General features: G+C 38.7%; 14 protein-coding genes. 10 read left to right on the top strand and 4 right to left on the bottom strand.

Annotated elements, in window-relative coordinates; all coding sequences use genetic code 11:
- Positions 1-219: 219 nt before the first annotated feature.
- The gene (locus JIV24_RS08220) at positions 220-1344 is read left to right on the top strand and encodes a DUF6051 family protein (protein ID WP_200464550.1); all 1125 of its coding nucleotides are present in this window, start codon (positions 220-222) and stop codon (positions 1342-1344) included.
- An 82-nt stretch (positions 1345-1426) separates the two neighbouring features.
- On the opposite strand, the gene JIV24_RS08225 is transcribed toward JIV24_RS08220, so the two are convergent.
- Entirely contained in the window at positions 1427-3448 is a 2022-nt protein-coding gene (locus JIV24_RS08225; protein ID WP_200464551.1) for a transketolase family protein, read from the bottom strand.
- A gap of 323 nt (positions 3449-3771) precedes the next feature.
- On the opposite strand from JIV24_RS08225, the gene JIV24_RS08230 reads away from it, so the two are divergent.
- Positions 3772-4908 carry a 4-phosphoerythronate dehydrogenase gene (locus JIV24_RS08230; RefSeq protein WP_200464552.1) on the top strand — a complete coding sequence of 379 codons (1137 nt, stop codon included), beginning with the start codon at positions 3772-3774 and terminating at the stop codon, positions 4906-4908.
- Between the two features lie 47 nt (positions 4909-4955).
- Here the strand turns inward: JIV24_RS08230 and JIV24_RS08235 are convergent, their stop codons facing one another.
- Positions 4956-6302 (bottom strand): cyclic 2,3-diphosphoglycerate synthase, encoded by a 1347-nt coding sequence (locus tag JIV24_RS08235; RefSeq protein ID WP_200464553.1) that lies wholly within the window; start codon positions 6300-6302, stop codon positions 4956-4958.
- Positions 6303-6471: 169 nt separating this feature from the next.
- Between JIV24_RS08235 and JIV24_RS08240 the strand changes: the two genes are divergently transcribed.
- Positions 6472-7059, top strand: a complete 588-nt coding sequence (locus tag JIV24_RS08240) for an acyl carrier protein phosphodiesterase (RefSeq protein WP_200464554.1) — start codon at positions 6472-6474, stop codon at positions 7057-7059.
- Positions 7060-7228: 169 nt separating this feature from the next.
- Here JIV24_RS08240 and prmC read toward each other — a convergent pair whose 3' ends face one another.
- The gene (prmC, locus tag JIV24_RS08245; protein WP_200464555.1) at positions 7229-8080 is read right to left on the bottom strand and encodes a peptide chain release factor N(5)-glutamine methyltransferase; all 852 of its coding nucleotides are present in this window, start codon (positions 8078-8080) and stop codon (positions 7229-7231) included.
- A 36-nt stretch (positions 8081-8116) separates the two neighbouring features.
- On the opposite strand from prmC, the gene ribD reads away from it, so the two are divergent.
- On the top strand, positions 8117-9169 hold the full coding sequence (gene ribD, locus JIV24_RS08250; RefSeq protein WP_200464556.1) for a bifunctional diaminohydroxyphosphoribosylaminopyrimidine deaminase/5-amino-6-(5-phosphoribosylamino)uracil reductase RibD: 1053 nt from the start codon (positions 8117-8119) through the stop codon (positions 9167-9169).
- A gap of 31 nt (positions 9170-9200) precedes the next feature.
- Positions 9201-10664, top strand: a complete 1464-nt coding sequence (gene cls, locus JIV24_RS08255; RefSeq protein ID WP_200464557.1) for a cardiolipin synthase — start codon at positions 9201-9203, stop codon at positions 10662-10664.
- A 94-nt stretch (positions 10665-10758) separates the two neighbouring features.
- Here the strand turns inward: cls and JIV24_RS08260 are convergent, their stop codons facing one another.
- Positions 10759-11532: an SDR family NAD(P)-dependent oxidoreductase gene (locus tag JIV24_RS08260; RefSeq protein WP_200464558.1), complete on the bottom strand. Its 774-nt coding sequence runs from the start codon at positions 11530-11532 to the stop codon at positions 10759-10761.
- Between the two features lie 299 nt (positions 11533-11831).
- Between JIV24_RS08260 and JIV24_RS08265 the strand changes: the two genes are divergently transcribed.
- The 5 genes from JIV24_RS08265 (at position 11832) to JIV24_RS08290 (ending at position 16875) form a co-directional block, all read left to right on the top strand.
- On the top strand, positions 11832-12329 hold the full coding sequence (locus tag JIV24_RS08265; RefSeq protein ID WP_200464559.1) for a hypothetical protein: 498 nt from the start codon (positions 11832-11834) through the stop codon (positions 12327-12329).
- Positions 12330-12531: 202 nt separating this feature from the next.
- Complete coding sequence (locus tag JIV24_RS08270) at positions 12532-13035, top strand: hypothetical protein (protein ID WP_200464560.1); 504 nt, start codon at positions 12532-12534, stop codon at positions 13033-13035.
- Positions 13036-13247: 212 nt separating this feature from the next.
- Positions 13248-13562 (top strand): hypothetical protein, encoded by a 315-nt coding sequence (locus JIV24_RS08275; protein WP_200464561.1) that lies wholly within the window; start codon positions 13248-13250, stop codon positions 13560-13562.
- Positions 13563-13745: 183 nt separating this feature from the next.
- Positions 13746-13958, top strand: a complete 213-nt coding sequence (locus JIV24_RS08280; RefSeq protein ID WP_200464562.1) for a hypothetical protein — start codon at positions 13746-13748, stop codon at positions 13956-13958.
- A 925-nt stretch (positions 13959-14883) separates the two neighbouring features.
- The gene (locus JIV24_RS08290) at positions 14884-16875 is read left to right on the top strand and encodes a hypothetical protein (protein ID WP_200464564.1); all 1992 of its coding nucleotides are present in this window, start codon (positions 14884-14886) and stop codon (positions 16873-16875) included.
- Positions 16876-17042 lie beyond the last annotated feature (167 nt).

Below are 17042 nucleotides of genomic sequence, written 5' to 3' on the forward strand. Positions count from 1 at the left end.
ACTTTAAAAAAGAATGTCATCAAGTGCCTTTTTGTCTGATGAGATGAAAAAATGAAAGCAAAATTTCACCCCGGTATAATAAATTTCACCCCACAATACGTATTTTAAGCCCTATACACGCGAGTGAATCACATAAAATTGCACAGTACATAATTGTTCGGTTTGTTTGTATCCGAAGATGTAAATGAACAAGAGAACATCGCATATTTATGAAACTCCATGAATTATTTTTTTCTATATCAAACTCTGAAGGCACAGTTTTCGTCGGGAGCTGCCACACACACTCCCGATGGAAGTGCTTTTGGTATTTATTCACACGAGTTTCATTCTAACACATCTGTTTCGTACCCCATCGATTCTACATCGGCCTTTGATATTGAGTATTCTGATAATAATTCTAATCAGGATTTTACCTATCCGATATTTCATCCGAATAAGGAGAAATCAGATGATTGTATCATTCTATTACACGGTTTAAATGAGCGAAGCTGGGAGAAATATTTACCATGGGGATATCAGTTAGCAAATTATACAGGAAAAACGGTCATACTCTTTCCCATTGCTTACCATATGAATCGTTCACCTAAAAACTGGTGCGATCCAAGGCAAATGAGCTCATTTGTCAAAGAACGGTTATCTAAATCTGATCATATCCAACAACTGAGTGTAGCCAACGTGGCATTGAGTGATAGGCTTACTAATCACCCTGAACGGTTTTTGTTATCGGGCTATCAGGCAGCTTGCGATTTATTGGATCTTGTGAATAACATTAAGGCTGGTAAGCATGCTTTTGTAAAGGCTGATGCACGAGTTGATTTCTTTGCCTATTCGATAGGTTCATTTCTGTCGCAGATTATGTTTTTAGCGCATGGTAATGATGTTTTAGATAAAAGTAAGCTCTTTATTTTTTGTGGTGGAAGCGCTTTCGCCGATTGGCAGGGCGTGTCAAAGTTTATTATGGATAGCAAAGCGTTTGACAAGCTTCATTCATATTATAACAATAATGAATTTACGAATTGCGAGGTAAAGCGGGTGATTGAAGAAACTGCTTTGGGACAGTCCTTTGTAGATATGCTATCAATTGAGAATTTGCGAAAAAGAGGGAATGTTTATTATTCCTCATTACGAGATAGAATGGCAGCAGTTGCCTTAAAGAATGATAAGGTGGCAGTTGCTGATAAAATTAAAAATGCACTAAAGGGGGTTAATGTAGATGAGTGGAACTTGAATTATAGTTATTCCCACATTATGCCGTTCCCTATTGCTTCTAATAAATTGGTAAATCAGATCAATGAAGCGTTTGATAAATTGATGCTTCGTGCTTCTCTGCTTTTTACAACTTGACGAGAATGGGATTGGTCTGAAAAAAAGGGTGATTGGTTAAACGTAACCATCACCCTTTTTTAGAAATATGTTATAGAATAAACTATCCTAACATCTCAGTAACCTGATTGAATACATTCTCACCGGTAAAGCCAAATTCTTTATCCAGAACAGTATAAGGAGCTGAATATCCAAAGTGGTTCAATCCCCAAACTTTACCATTAGCACCAACTAATCCTTCTAGTGTAACAGATAATCCTGCAGTCATACCAAAACGAGGTGTTTCAGCAGGTAAAACAGCCGCTTGATAAGCAGCATCCTGATTGCGGAACAAACCTTCTGAAATTACAGAAACCACATTTACCTTCAATCCTTTTTGCTCGCGTAACAGTTTAGCACCATCTACTAAAGTAGATACTTCAGAACCAGAAGCTAAAAGAACAACGTCGGGTGTATCAGCATCTTTTTCAACAATGTAAGCCCCTTTTTCGGCTTGCAAAGCTGATTCGAAAGAGCTTCCTGGTAAGTTTGAAATATTCTGACGAGATAAGATTAAAGCAGTCGGTGTTTTGGTATTCTCCATCGCCATTTTCCATGCAACAGTTCCTTCGTTCACATCAGCCGGGCGAACAACCAACATACCGTTATCACCATGGTGGTTTTTCAACTTCTCTAATAAACGAATTTGTGCTTCCTGCTCAATTGGCTGGTGAGTTGGACCATCTTCTCCTACACGGAAAGCATCGTGTGTCCATACATACTTAACCGGCAATTGCATCAAAGCAGCCATACGCGCTGTTGGTTTCATGTAATCAGAGAATACAAAGAAAGTACCACATACAGGAATAATACCACCGTGAAGAGCCATACCATTGGCAATAGCACCCATTGTTAATTCAGCAACACCAATCTGAAGGAAAGCCCCAGAGAAATCACCCTTTTTAAACACAGTTGTTTTCTTTAAGAAACCATCTGTTTTATCTGAGTTAGCCAGGTCGGCCGACATCACAATCATGTTTTCAACCTGCTCGGCAAAAGCACCTAGTACTGTAGCTGAAGCAGCACGGGTAGCAGCTCCTGCTTTTTGCTCAATAGCAGCATAGTCAACCTTTGTTTCACCAGAAATGAATGATGCTAATTTAGCAGCTAATTCTGGATTCGCTTTTTCCCACTCAGCCTGTTCGGCTTTTTTATCAGCTACATAAGCTGATTTTTTAGCGTGAGCTTCAGCATATAACTCAGTAACTTCAGCAAAAATCTGGAATGGATTTTCAGCATCAGCTCCTAAGTTTTTCATTGTATCGGCAAATGACGCACCTGCAGCACTTAAAGGCTGTCCGTGTGTTGAAACTTGCTTTTCAAAAGAATCACCAGCGTCAGTTACAGCACCTTTACCCATAATGGTTTTACCAATGATTAAGTAAGGCTTCTCAGTTTCTGCGTTGGCTGCATCCAATGCTTTGCGAATCTGGTCATGGTCGTTACCATCAATCGTCATGGTGGCCCATCCCCAGGCTTCGTATTTTTTAGCAGTATCTTCAATTGTTACATCATCACAAACAGTTGATAACTGAATGTCATTTGAATCATAGAACATTACAAGGTTGCTCAATCCTAAATGACCTGCTATACGTCCTGCTCCCTGCGAAATTTCTTCCTGAATACCACCATCAGAGATGAAGGTATAGGTTTTGTGTGCCATCCACTCACCAAAGCGAGCAACTAAAAAGCGCTCAGCAATCGCAGCACCAAGAGCCATTACGTGACCTTGTCCAAGTGGGCCCGATGTATTTTCGACACCTCTTTCAAAATCAACCTCAGGATGACCTGGTGTTGGGCTTCCCCACTGGCGGAAGTTGGCACAATCGTCCATGCTGTATGTGCCTGTTAATGCTAATCCAGCATATAACATTGGCGACATGTGGCCAGGATCAAGGAAAAAACGGTCGCGGTTAAACCAAGTACGGTCCGTAGGGTCATAGTTCAAATACTCCGAAAACAAAACGTGCATAAAATCTGCACCACCCATGGCACCACCCGGGTGACCTGATTTTGCTTTTTCAACCATGGCGGCTGATAAAATCCGAATGTTGTCGGCTGCTAACTTTGAAATGTTCTTGTCCATTACGTTTTTAAAATTTTAAAATTTCATACAGTCATTCGTTCTGTATGGAACTTGTTAAGCAGCCCGGCTCACACCGAGCTACTAAACAGGTTTCTATTGTTGTTAATTTACCCGGTAAATACACAACAGTAGAACAGTCTTCAAACTGAGCGCAAAAATACACTTTTTTCTATATCAGATAAATTTTATAGCACATGACTTTTATTGTTTTTGTCTGATTTGCTAAACTTTAAGTTCATAAGGCCTGTAAACGTTAGTGTTCAGCCGGGTATTAACTTATCTGAGTTTATTATTAGTTTTGTGCTTCACTTTATACAATGACCATGCTTAAGATAGTTGCAGATAATAAAATTCCTTTTCTTGATGGTGCTTTAGAGCCCTATGCCGATGTTTGTTATTTGCCAGGCGGTGATATTTCAAGTGATGTACTAAAAGATACTGATGCGTTGATTACGCGAACGCGTACAAAGTGTAACGAATCGACTTTAAGTGGAAGTAAGTTGAAGATGATTACTTCTGCTACAATCGGTTTTGATCATATCGATACAGCTTGGTGTGAGCAAAATGGTATTGAATGGACGAATGCACCAGGATGTAATTCTGAATCGGTAAAGCAATATGTTGGTGCTGTCTTGGCTTTGTTAGTATTAGAAAAGGGCTGGCAACTAAAGGAGAAATCCATTGCTATAGTTGGCGTTGGCAATGTGGGGAGTAAAGTGTCAACCATGGCGAGTGCTTTAGGAATGACCGTTTATGAGGTTGATCCACCTCGGGCCCGTCGTGAAAAGGATAAGTACTTTTATCAATTACATGATGTTGTGCATAAAGCTGATATTATTACATTTCATACTCCATTAACAAGAGATGGTGATGAAAGGACTTACCATTTGGCTAATGAGGGTTTACTCTTAAAAATGAAATCCGATGCCGTGCTTATCAATTCATCGCGAGGAGAGGTGGTGGATGGAAATGCCTTAAAGAAGACCCTTCAGAATAAAGGAATTGGCAATGCGGTGCTTGATGTATGGGAAAATGAACCAAACATAGACACAGATTTATTAAACCTGGTTTGGATTGCAACGCCTCACATCGCTGGTTATTCACAAGATGGTAAGGCCAAGGGCACGCAAATGAGTGTTCAAGCCATCAGCCGTTATTTTAATTTAGGTATTGATGATTGGGAGGCTACTGGAATACCCGAACCAGAAGAGAAGTTGATTACTATAGATTGTGACCACTTAAGTGATGGCAAGGTGGCTGCTTTAGCCATGTTACATACTTACCATTTAATGAGTGATGATGCAGCTTTACGTACTGATTTAGCGAAATTTGAATATTTGCGTGGAGCATATCCTGTTCGCCGGGAGTTTTCGGCCTATCAGATTGATTTAATCAATGGCAGTGAAGGTCTGAAGGAAAAGCTACTTAAATTAGGTTTCTCAAAAGTAGTGTTAAAATAGAGCAGCAGAGTCGAATGACCCTACCGCTCTTCAAAGAAAATCCAGATTTATACTTTGCTTAACTGTAAATCGTGAGTTTTAACAAATTCGATTATTGATTCATCTAAAGTGGGCTGACCAATCTCTTGCAGATCGTAGTAAACACGCGTATTTGGCTTAGTGATATTTACGACCCTGTTCAAATCAATTGGGGTGCCAATTATAACCGAGTCGCACGGTACATTGTCAATGGTCGCCTGTAGGTCTTTGACCTGTTCATCACCATAGCCCATGGCTGGAAGCAAGGTGCCAATATTCGGATAGATTTGGTAAGTTTCGGCTAGTTTGCCAATAGCATATTCGCGCGGATCGATTATTTCAGCCGCACCAAACTTTTTAGCAGCAACAGTGCCGGCGCCAATCTTCATCTCCCCATGTGTTAAGGTTGGGCCATCCTCAATCACCAATACACGCTTTCCTTTGATGACTGAAATATCATCAACACGAATGGGCGAGGCTCCATCAATTACAGTTGCAGACGGATTCAGGCTATCAATATTGGCACGTAACTGATTAATATCTTCAGGAGCTGCACTGTCCATTTTATTGATGACAATGATATCGGCCATGCGAATATTTACCTCACCAGGATAATAGCTTAGTTCGTGATTTACACGATGCGGATCGGCCACCGTCACAAGCAAATCGGGTTGGTAAAACGAAAAATCATTGTTGCCTCCATCCCATAGTATAACGTCACAGCCGTCCGGGTCATTTTCGGCTGCGTCTAGTATCGCTTGATAATCAACACCAGCATAAATGACATTGCCACGTACTACGTGTGGTTCATATTCTTCCATCTCTTCAATGGTACATTTGTGATAGGCTAAATCATCAATGCTTGCAAAACGTTGAACCTTTTGTTTTACCAGGTCGCCATAAGGCATCGGATGACGAATAGCCACTACTTTTAAACCTTGCTTCATTAATAATTCGATGACTTTTCGAGACGTTTGACTTTTACCGCAGCCGGTGCGAGTGGCACATACAGAAATAACAGGTTTATTACTCTTTATCTGCGTTTGGTTGGGGCCAAGAAGCATAAAGGAGGCACCAGCTGCATTTACACGAGCCGATAGGTTCATCACGCGATTGTATGGCACATCGCTGTAGGAGAATACACACACATCGGCTTCTTTTTCGATGATTAGTTTTTCAAGATCGTCTTCAGCGAAGATGGGTATACCATCGGGGTAAAGACTGCCAGCTAACTCGGCCGGATACTTACGCCCATCGATATCAGGAATTTGTGCTGCAGTAAAGGCAACAACCTTGTAATCCTGGTTATTCCTGAAAAAGGTGTTGAAATTGTGAAAGTCTCTTCCGGCAGCGCCGATAATAATGGCTTTTTGCATAATGTTGTTGATTTGGTTATTGATTATTTAGGTGACTGGATTTCAAATGGATGTCCCATATAAAATTACCCTTTGCCCAATTAAAAGGCCAATAAAATAAACATGTTAAGAAACAGGGTGTTAATCTTGAAGTACTAATAGTGTTAACGTATTTTTATATGTTTGTCCAATGAATTTTCTGGCTCATTTATATTTATCAGGCGATAATCCACGCATACAGGTTGGTAATTTTATTGGCGACCATGTAAAGGGGCGTGCTTATGAGAAGTATTCGCCAGAGATAAAACAGGGTATTCTTCTACATCGTAAGATTGACGATTTTACCGACCGCCATACATTGGTTAAACAGAGTGCCAGGCGATTAAATGAGAGATATGGTCGCTATTCGGGCATCATCATTGATGTATTTTACGATCATTTTTTAGGTGTCAACTGGGCGCACTTTTCATCAATATCCCTTAAGCAATATGTATCAAAAGTGCATAAGGTACTATTAAGCAATTACTTTAAGTTACCTGCTGATGTGAAGCGCTTTTTGCCTTTCCTGGTTAAGAGTCGTCGCCTAGAAACTTATGCCACCAAAGAGGGTATTGAGCGGAGTTTGCGTATCATGTCAAACTACTCATCTCTGCCCGATCATACAAGTTGGGCCATGGAACAAATGGATGAACATTACCAGGCATTTAACGATGATTTCATGGCTTTTTTTAATGAAGTGAAACTGATGGCAGAAACGGAGCTAGTGAGGGATATGTGATGTAGGGTTTCATGATGGACAGTTGTGGAACGTCTGAGACGACTAGTTCGTGAGGCAGTGTGTTTCGGGTTCTAAGTTGCGAGTCTTTTAGTTTACAAAATGACTGTTTGTCAAATCATCCCTATTATTATGAGCTTCAAGCTTGTTCTCCCTTCTCACCTCTCATCTCTTACCTCTTTACTGCTTTCATCATTCTATCTTTGCCGTTGATATCTTTGCGGCACTCAATGTTTGAATAGCCCAATTGGCTAAGCATATCCGTCATGTCTTTTGCCAGATACTCGTTTATTTCAAAATAGAGGTGGCCATTAGATTTTAGTGTAGTCTGTCCAAGCTGAGCTATGGTGCGATAAAAAATGAGCGGGTCATGATCTGAAACAAAAAGCGCTGTGTGTGGCTCGTTATCTAATACGTTAGGGGCCATCATCTCTTTTTCCAATTCGCGCACATAAGGCGGATTACTAACGATGCAGTCATACATTGCCTCATCGGCCTGATGAGTCAATACATCTACTTGAGCGAAATGAACAGCGTGACCAAGTTGAGTGGCATTGTTTTGGGCTGTTTCAAGTGCTTTATCAGAAATATCCCAGGCAGTGACCTTGGTATTCGGTAAGTTGGCTTTTAGTGAAATGGCAATGCAGCCACTACCTGTTCCAATGTCCAACAAGCTTTCTGGTGCCAGCTTATCCTTCAATATCCAGTCGACCAGCTCTTCTGTTTCGGGGCGCGGAATCAAAACCGATGGGTTGACTTTAAACTCCAGACCATAAAACTCTGTTGAGCCAACGATGTATTGCAAGGGAATGTGTTCTTTTAGTTGCGCGGCATATTCGCGTAACTGCTTTAGTTGCTCTTCTTTCAGCAGTTCCTGACTCATCATTAATAATTGGGTGTTACTAAGCTGCAAAATGTGCTGCAGTATTAGTTTGGCCATCTGCCGAATCTCATACTCAGGGTACTCGTTCTTTAGCTCGATTAGCAAGTTGGAAGTAAATTGTTGAATCGTAGTGCCACTCATTTTTTGTATCTTGAACGGCAAAATTACGAAACTCCAATGAATCATTTGTCCGTTGAGGAAAAATACATGCAGCGCTGCCTGCAACTGGCACAACTAGCCGAAGGGAATACCTATCCTAACCCCATGGTTGGTAGTGTAATCGTGTGTGATGGTAAAATAATAGGTGAGGGCTATCACCGTAAAGCGGGTGAGCCACATGCTGAAGTTAATGCAGTGAATGCGGTAAAGGATAAATCACTTTTAAAAGAATCAACTTTGTATGTTAACCTGGAGCCATGTGCGCATTATGGAAAAACACCGCCTTGCTCTAAACTGATTATCGATAGTGAGATACCTAATGTGGTGATTGCTTGTATCGATTCCTTTTCTGAGGTGTCGGGCAAAGGCGTTGAAATGATGGAGAAAGCGGGTGTAAAAGTAAAAACTGGAGTGTTGGAGGAGGAGAGCCTCGAACTCAATCGTCGGTTTTTTACCTTTCATAATCAAAAGCGACCGTACATCATTCTGAAATGGGCCGAAACAAAAGATGGTTTTATTGATATTGAGCGAAACGAATCGAACTATGGTCAGCCCACCTGGATAACCAATGCATGGGCCCGCAGAGCAGTGCATCAGCAGCGTACCACCGAGCAGGCCATCCTGATAGGCACGCAAACAGCCATCAAAGATAAGCCATCTTTAACTGTGCGCGACTGGTCCGGACATCAGCCGCTACGATGCGTGATTGATAAGCAATGTAAATTAGACGATAGCTATCAGTTACTGGACAGGCAGCATCCAACGGTGGTTTATAATTCCTTAAAAAATGAAGCGGCCACCAAGCTGGAGTATGTCAAAATTGGCGAAGTAGATTTCATGACGCAAATACTGAATGATCTTTGGCAGCGAGGCATACAATCAGTGATTGTAGAAGGTGGTAGCGCCACCTTACAGTATTTTATTAAAGACGACTTATGGGACGAAGCTCATCGCTACATTGGTGATGTGTTTTTTGAAAAGGGAGTAGCCGCGCCAAATATAACCGGGAATATAGTGCGAAACCATACATTTGGCTCAAGTAAATTATTGGTGTATCGCAATAATTTGTAAATTACCGCTAAACGAACACTGACCGCAGTCTATGGATTTTATTGAAAGTATTCCCCCTTTGGTTATCAACATTGTTAAGGTGGCTTATGTGTTTGCCATGCTTGCCATTGTATTTGTAGTGATGCTCGAAAACAGAAGCCCGCTCAAAGCCATACCATGGATGTTGGTATTATTATTTATCCCGGTTTTAGGCGTTATCTTCTTTGTCTTTTTTGGACAGAATCTGCGGAAAGAGAAAATCATCAGACGAAAAGGCCTTAAGAACCACGATTTAATTAGTGAAATAGCCCACTCGCAAAGCCATAAGATATCGGAAGGTAGCATGGATGATATTCCTTCGATGGAGAATAATAAGAAGCTGATGCAGATGCTGCTTAATAACTCATCATCAATTTTAACCATTGGCAACCAGGTGGATGTATTAAATAATGGGCGAGCAACTTTCGATGCCATACTGGAAGCATTAAGAGGTGCTGAGCACAGCATTCATCTGCAATATTATATTTTTGATGAAGATGAGATTGGTAATCAGGTGCTGGACATACTCAAAGAGAAGGCACAAAAAGGTGTTGAAGTTCGCATGATAGTTGATGATGTGGGTAGCTGGGAATTAAAACGTTCTTTCTTCAGGTATTTACAGAGCTATGGCATTGAGATATACAGTTTTCTTACTGTGCGATTTCCATCTTTAACCTCCAAGGTGAATTATCGTAATCATCGGAAAATTGTGGTGGTTGATGGCGAGATAGGATTCTTAGGTGGCCTCAACGTTGCCGATCGCTATATAAAAGGCAATCCGGCTTATGGCATTTGGCGCGATATGCATTTGCGCATAACAGGTGATGCCGTCAATGCCTTGCAATCGGTCTTTTTTATCGATTGGTATTTTGTGAGCCAGAATGACATTGCCGACCCTAAGTATTTTCCACATAAAAAACCTGCTGGTGATAAGCTGGTGCAGATAGTGACCAGTGGTCCAGACTCCGATTGGCCGGGCATTATGATGGGTTATTATCAGGCTATTTCCAACGCCAAAAAGTATATCTACATCACCACACCTTATTTTATGCCAGGTGAAAGTGTGTTGATGGCACTTAAAGCATCAGCGATGGGCGGTGTTGATGTGCGGATACTCATCCCTGAAAAAAGTGATGCTTATTTTACGGCTCTGTGCACCAAATCCTACATTAAAGAGATGCTTCTCTCAGGGGTGAAATTCTATTTTTACAAACCGGGCTTCCTGCACAGTAAGATGATGGTGGCCGATGATGAGGTGTGTACCATTGGTACCACCAACATGGATTTCCGTAGCTTTGAACAGAATTACGAGGTTAATGCCTTTATTTATGATGAAGAAATGTCAAGGGAAGTAAAGGGCTACTTTATGGATGACTTAAATGAGTCGTACCTGATTAACCTCGATGAATGGAAAAAGCGTCCGCGATGGCAAAAAGCGAAGGAGTCGTTTGCACGATTGTTTAGCCCCTTGCTTTAGAATGTTGTCGAATTGTTGAATCGATGATCTGTCGAATCGCTTAAGTGAAAAATCGCCGAATTGAAAAACGGATAATTAATACTTTGGACTAAAATTACAACGTCGACTTCACCGCTCCCCCTTCTAAAGCATATACCTGACCAGTTGCAAACTCCGCCATGGGAGATAATAGCCAGGCTGCTAATTGACCCAGGTATTTGGGATTGCCAAATTGCTTTGCCGGGATGCCTTCAATAAAAGCTTCTTTCGTCGTTTCAAAATCCTGACCCGTCATTTGGGCTTTTTTATCGATGAGGCGATTGATAGCGGCTGTATCATGAGAGCCGGGGGCAATCATGTTAAAATTGATGTTTTGTCCACTCACCTCTTGCGATACGGTTTTCATCATGCCCACAACTGCCAGTCGAAGGGAGGTGCTCAGTACCAAATTTTCATACGGTTGCTTTACCGATGAACTCTCAATATACACGACGCGACCATAGTTCTGGCTTTTAAAGTGTGGCAATAGCTTTTGTGTTAGCTCCACTTTCCAGCGCAGTATATTGCGGTAAGCATCGTCCCAGTCCGACAGGCGCGTTTCTTCAAACAGTTTGGCTGGTGGACCACCAGCATTAATCAATATGCCTTTTACCTCGTGCTCAACAGCCAGGCTAATGGTTTTATTAATGGTGTCGGGTGTGGTCATATCGCCTTTAACAGCAATAAAGTGACCTTGGTATTCTGCAGCCATTTTATCCAGTCCCTCCTGCTGGCGGGCAATGCCAATCACCTTGGCACCATCGTTCATAAGAGCTATTGCCGTGGCACGGCCAAAACCGGCTGTGGCGCCGCAAACTATGTAGGTGTGGTTTTTTATTTGTAAGTCCATGGTTTGGAAGTTTCCTATATTGACAAATTAAGGCGGAAAAGGTTTTAAAGCTTACACCTGGGATAATGAGATAAGAAAAGATAAATATACCAGTGATTTCAACTTTACTCACGCCAAGAAGAGTGATTATTGAGTAGTTTTATGTTTGGTCGCTTTTATATATAGTATATTAAAAAGCGGCATACGAAAATGATGAAAGCACCATTGCTAAGATATAAAGCATAGTGCTGTATATTGATTAGTTGGGCGCAACCAAACCCAAGCAAACAAGTCCAAAAGAAAAATAGGATTAATCAAGCATGAGAGAATTAGGTAAAATATTGCTAGTCATACTAATAATTGGACTTTTGGGGTGCGGTCTAGTGTTGGCTGTTCTTAGTCTAGCTTTTAGTGACAAGAAAGAAATAGTAGAACTGTATAATAAAACAGCCAATGAAAAAATTTATTTAATAGAGACTTCATGGGGAATGGATGATTCGCGAATGGCAATTGGATTAGACAAAGAATTAAAAGGCGGATTTGGAAACTTATACCCAGATAAATATCAATACAATGGCATGTGGTTTCAATACATTTTGTACAAATTCCAATCTGACACTCTTCATATTTATGGTAATGACTTTATTAGTCCTGAACAAAACCATTTTAGGACACCAATAATACTACATGACTTAACTGATTCTGAAAAGAGGAGAATAGAGCATAATTATAAAGAAAGAGGAATTAGTATTTTTCCTGAGTCAAAAGCATATATAATTGAAAACAAAACAATGGCAGCGCCCAACAAACCGCAATAGTGCATAAGGGATTCTGTGCAATTTGGAAGGTTTGCGACTTCGGCGAACAACGCCAAATCGTTGATTTGACTTTAAAAATAAAATGAAAAGGTAAAACCCAACCCAACGCTTCGGCTCTCCAAAATTTGAAAGGTTAGTAAGGCCAAATTTCCCTTACACACCATGCGGCAGGCCGTTAGCGAGAATTCCAGAACAAATCATAATGAATAGAACATCAATAGTAATAGTAAATAGAGTGACTCTTCAAATTATTTTAATTGGAGGGTATATATTATTTGGCTACTTCTGGATTGAAATTCTAGCGAAAAGTCTTGCTGAAAATTATTTTATTGATGCTTTCCCAATTGAAGAAACAATAATTGAGGAACTATCGATAAAAGACATAAAGAATCAAGACATTAATAAAATATTGTATTCATACAAGGTCGGCAATGAAACTTTCACTGATGAACTTAGGGTTAATATTAAGGCGTTCGAAACTAAAGTTGGTCTTGAGAAAACAAATATAATTGCATGCTATAATAAGTATTTCCCACAGTATAATTATATTAAAAACTGGAAGTTAACAGAGTATTATAGACTAATGTTTATAAGTTATTCATTTTTCCTAGGGTTAAATATTGTCGGAGATTGTATTATAAATCGAGACCATTTTATACGGAATTTAATAAAAATACTTATTAGAAATATAAGAACATCTCGCTAACACGCTGCTATAGCGCATTTCGGGATTCGAGTAAATTGGTAAGTACTTAGCTTCGGCAAGCAGCGCCAAATCGCTGATTTGGCTTAAAAATGAAAAGTTAAAAACAAATACAACGCTTTGGCTCAGCTCGGTTTGGAAAGATTGTAAGGATAAATTCCCTCACGACGCCATGCAGCCACCGTTGTAAACAATACGGCAACCAAAAAACTTAAATGAATATGATTAAAAGCAATACTGAAAAGTCATTTAGAATAGCAATGGTAATTTTATTACTATTTGCTTTTACTTATTTAAATGTGTTTTTAAAAATCTGGAATAAGTTTCACAATGGAGAAATATTAATAGCCCTTCCATTCATAGCTACAGGAATTTTAGGGACTATTGGTCTGATCTATTCAATAAAGGGGCGAAAAGAGAATAGATCAATAAAGAAAGTAGTATCGGTCCTGATTAATGTAGGTGTAATTATTTTATTTATTGGACTAATGCTTAAAAATATCATTGACATAACAAATGCCTTTAATTGAGTTGTTGCCTAAATATAATAGAAAAGAATAAATCACAGGTTTACAACAATGCGTGCATAAAATAGAGTGGCAGATGATCATCGATTCTATTATAAACAATTATCGTTGTGTGCAGATGAATCAAATATGCTGATTATTTAACAACAAGACAACATACAAATTAGATAAACAAACCTTAACAAAATGATTGAAATTAAAGAAACAACCAAGCAGAATATTCAAAATAATAAGACCATAATAATTGGACTAAGTTTAGGTATGCTCATTGGAACTGGACTAGGAATATCCTTAGGAACAATGTTTGACAATCAACTTGCAGGAATCTTATTAGGGATTTGTTCTGGTTCAATATTTGGCGCAATAATTGGACTCGCATTTAAATCTAACAAAGAATAAAAGTACTGTTTACAACACGCTGCAATAGCGCAAAAGGGGTTCGCATCAATTTGAACTATCTCAGCACTGGCAATCATCGCCAAATCCTTGATTTGGCCTTAAAATGAAAAGTTAAAACTAAATACAACGCTTTGGCTCCGCTCAATTTGGTAAGAAAGTACGGTCTAAATCCCCTTTCGACGCCATGCAGCCACCGTTGGTAGCTATTGAAAAAACGCAATGCAGTTAATATTTAATAAACGCATTAAAAAATATGACATGACCTTTAAGGAATTGGAAATTAACATTATGAATTTAAAAATGCCATTCAGGAAACAGGCTTCTCAGTGTATCGGACTGACTGCGCAACGTAATATCCCGAACGCGCAATGGATTTTCCTGTTCGCTCAGTCGATTGTACCGGTTGCGCAATCAATTGTAACGACGGCGCAATGGATTTCCTCAAGCTCTCAATCGAATTCGTCAAGCTCTCAATCAATTTCGACAAGCTCTCAGTTGATTTCGACAATCTCTCAGTTGATTTCGCCGCTTGCGCATACTATTGTAACTGATGCGCTATGATATGTAACATTGGAATAATTGAATTTGACAGTAGAAAATAGCAAAGCAAGTCCTAAAGAGATTTGGGGATTCGATTAGAATTATGCAGACTGAGAAATATAGACGAGAAAAATATAAGCAACAGCTACCAACAATGGCTTATAAAGCAAAAGTGAGCCGACTAACTTTGGAAGGTTCGTAGCTCCGGTAACCACCGCCAAATCGTTGATTTGGCTTTTGAAAAGTAAAAGATAAAAACAAAACCAACGCCTTGGCTACTTAGCATTTTGAAAGGTAAATTTGGCAACAAATCACTTTCGCTTCATAGCCGGGACCGTTGGCGTGCATTAGATAGAACGAACTAACAGATAAAAAATAGAATAAATTGGATAAGACATTAAAAACCCTACACCTCAGATTAGATTCGACTTCAAGGTCATTAACTAAAAATGCAATATCCCAGTTGATAATTAAAGTATTATTCACTAGTGATTTACCTTTGACTATTAAAGAAATAGGTAATGGTATAAAGGATGTTTTAAAAACAGCAATTGCACCAAATAGAATTGAAGAAGGGATTGAAAAACTTTTAGAAAAGGAAGAAATCATTTATGCCAAAAAGAAATATTCATTAAGCAGAAGTAATAGAAGAACATTAAATAAAAGGTATGAGGATTCAACTGAGCGATTAGATAGGCTAGTTGAAACTTATTTCACACCTTTTCATTCAGATAAAGCATTAGTAATCGATTGGTTTTCTGATGCAACGATTGAGTTTTTTAAATCTTATTCGAAGGAGTGGATTTCCGATATTTGCCATAAGAAATCTGAAAAAGTAAAAGAGAAAAGCTCTGACATCTTTCTGCATATAAAGCGTAGAACTTTTAATAACAAGGATTTAGACAAAAAAGATTATGCGGTTCTTGTAGAGCGATTTGTTGATTGCATTATAAATAAAAAAGATGCAGATTTAGATGCTCATTTATGGGAGTATGGAACTTCTGCATTTGCAGCAAATTTGTTGCAATCATCAATCGGCGCAGACCCAATTTCAATTGCAGCTTTTAGAGATTCAAAATGTGTATTAGATACAAACGTTCTAATGAACATAGGATTAGAAGCAAGTGAATATCATAATACAATAAAAAAACTAGATGGTATATTTAGCCAATTAAATGTCACTCCTGGATATTTTCATATTACTGAGCAAGAATATATTAATACCGTCTCAAATCTAAATAAAGAAATTCTTAGAAATGTTGAGAAATTTGATTATTCGGTAATAAAAGAAACTGATGACCATTTTATACAGTCTGCAATTAAAAGAGAGTGTTCAAATTATGAAGATTTCCAAACATTTTGCCAACAAATAAGTACTCCTCCTGAATATATTGAGTCTAAAAAGAAGATTGAAATTTTTAATGATGACCCAAAGCTAGATATTGCAATTGAAAATGCTCAAAATGACGAGAATAAGAAAACAGAACTCAATACAATATACAAGAATGTTACCCGAAAAGATAAAAGAGATGCGCCTTTAGTTCACGATGTAGGTATAATTGCAGGTATTGAATATTACAGAAATACTGAGAAAGCCTTTATATTGTCTCAAGAAATCTCGGTTAATAAATATTCCCATACCAAGCCTACAGTCGAAAATTTACCTTTGGCAATTCGTTTAGATACTATAATTAGTATGCTTGCAATTGATAATGGAGGTACTGATGTTAATCCGACAGATTTTTCGAATTTATTTGCTGACATGATTCGGTTTAACCTTCAACCTGACAAAAACACCTTTAAAATTACGGATTTATCAAAGCTATTGGATACTGAACTGCAAATTGAGCAGTTGCCAGCAGAAGAAGTTGTCAAAATTGCAAATTCGTTACACGGTAATATATCAAAAGGTTTATCTGATGATGAAATAAGTCTTGAATTAAATAGAGAATTTCAAGAAGTTAAATTGAAATTTGTTGATGATTTAGCTGAAGCAAAAGATAGCTTATCCTTTGAGAAAAGTGAAAAAGAGAGACTAAAAAGACAAGAAGCTAAAAGCGCAAATGTAATAAAAGGACTTTATCGAAAAGAGGAAGTTGAGAAAGTTGATAAATATATTAAACGAAGTAGACTCATCTTTTTTGGGGGATTACCAATCGGGATTAGCCTATTAAGTTGCTTAGGAGTTTATTTATATCAAAACGATTCAGAATTAAGCAACTTTCTTTCATATTGGATTGCTTTAGCTGTTAATGTTATTGTCTGGTTATTGACAAGTGTTTTCATTTCAAAGCCAATGATTGCAAGAAAATCAGCAAAACAGATGTTAGAAATTGAAGAAATTGTTGAAAGAAGATATGAAGAAGGAATAAAATAACGACACGCCAACACGCGGTATAGTTAATAAGGGTTTCAGTGATTTTCGGGGTGCAGTATTCCGCTCTAAAGTTTGCTGTAACTTGATAGTTAGTTAATCCTTAACAACATCATAAGTCATTAGTTATCAACAATAAATGTGAATAACTAATGGCTTTTAAGCATTCT

Source organism: Carboxylicivirga marina, assembly GCF_016612505.1.
GTDB classification, from domain to species: Bacteria; Bacteroidota; Bacteroidia; order Bacteroidales; family Marinilabiliaceae; genus Carboxylicivirga; species Carboxylicivirga marina.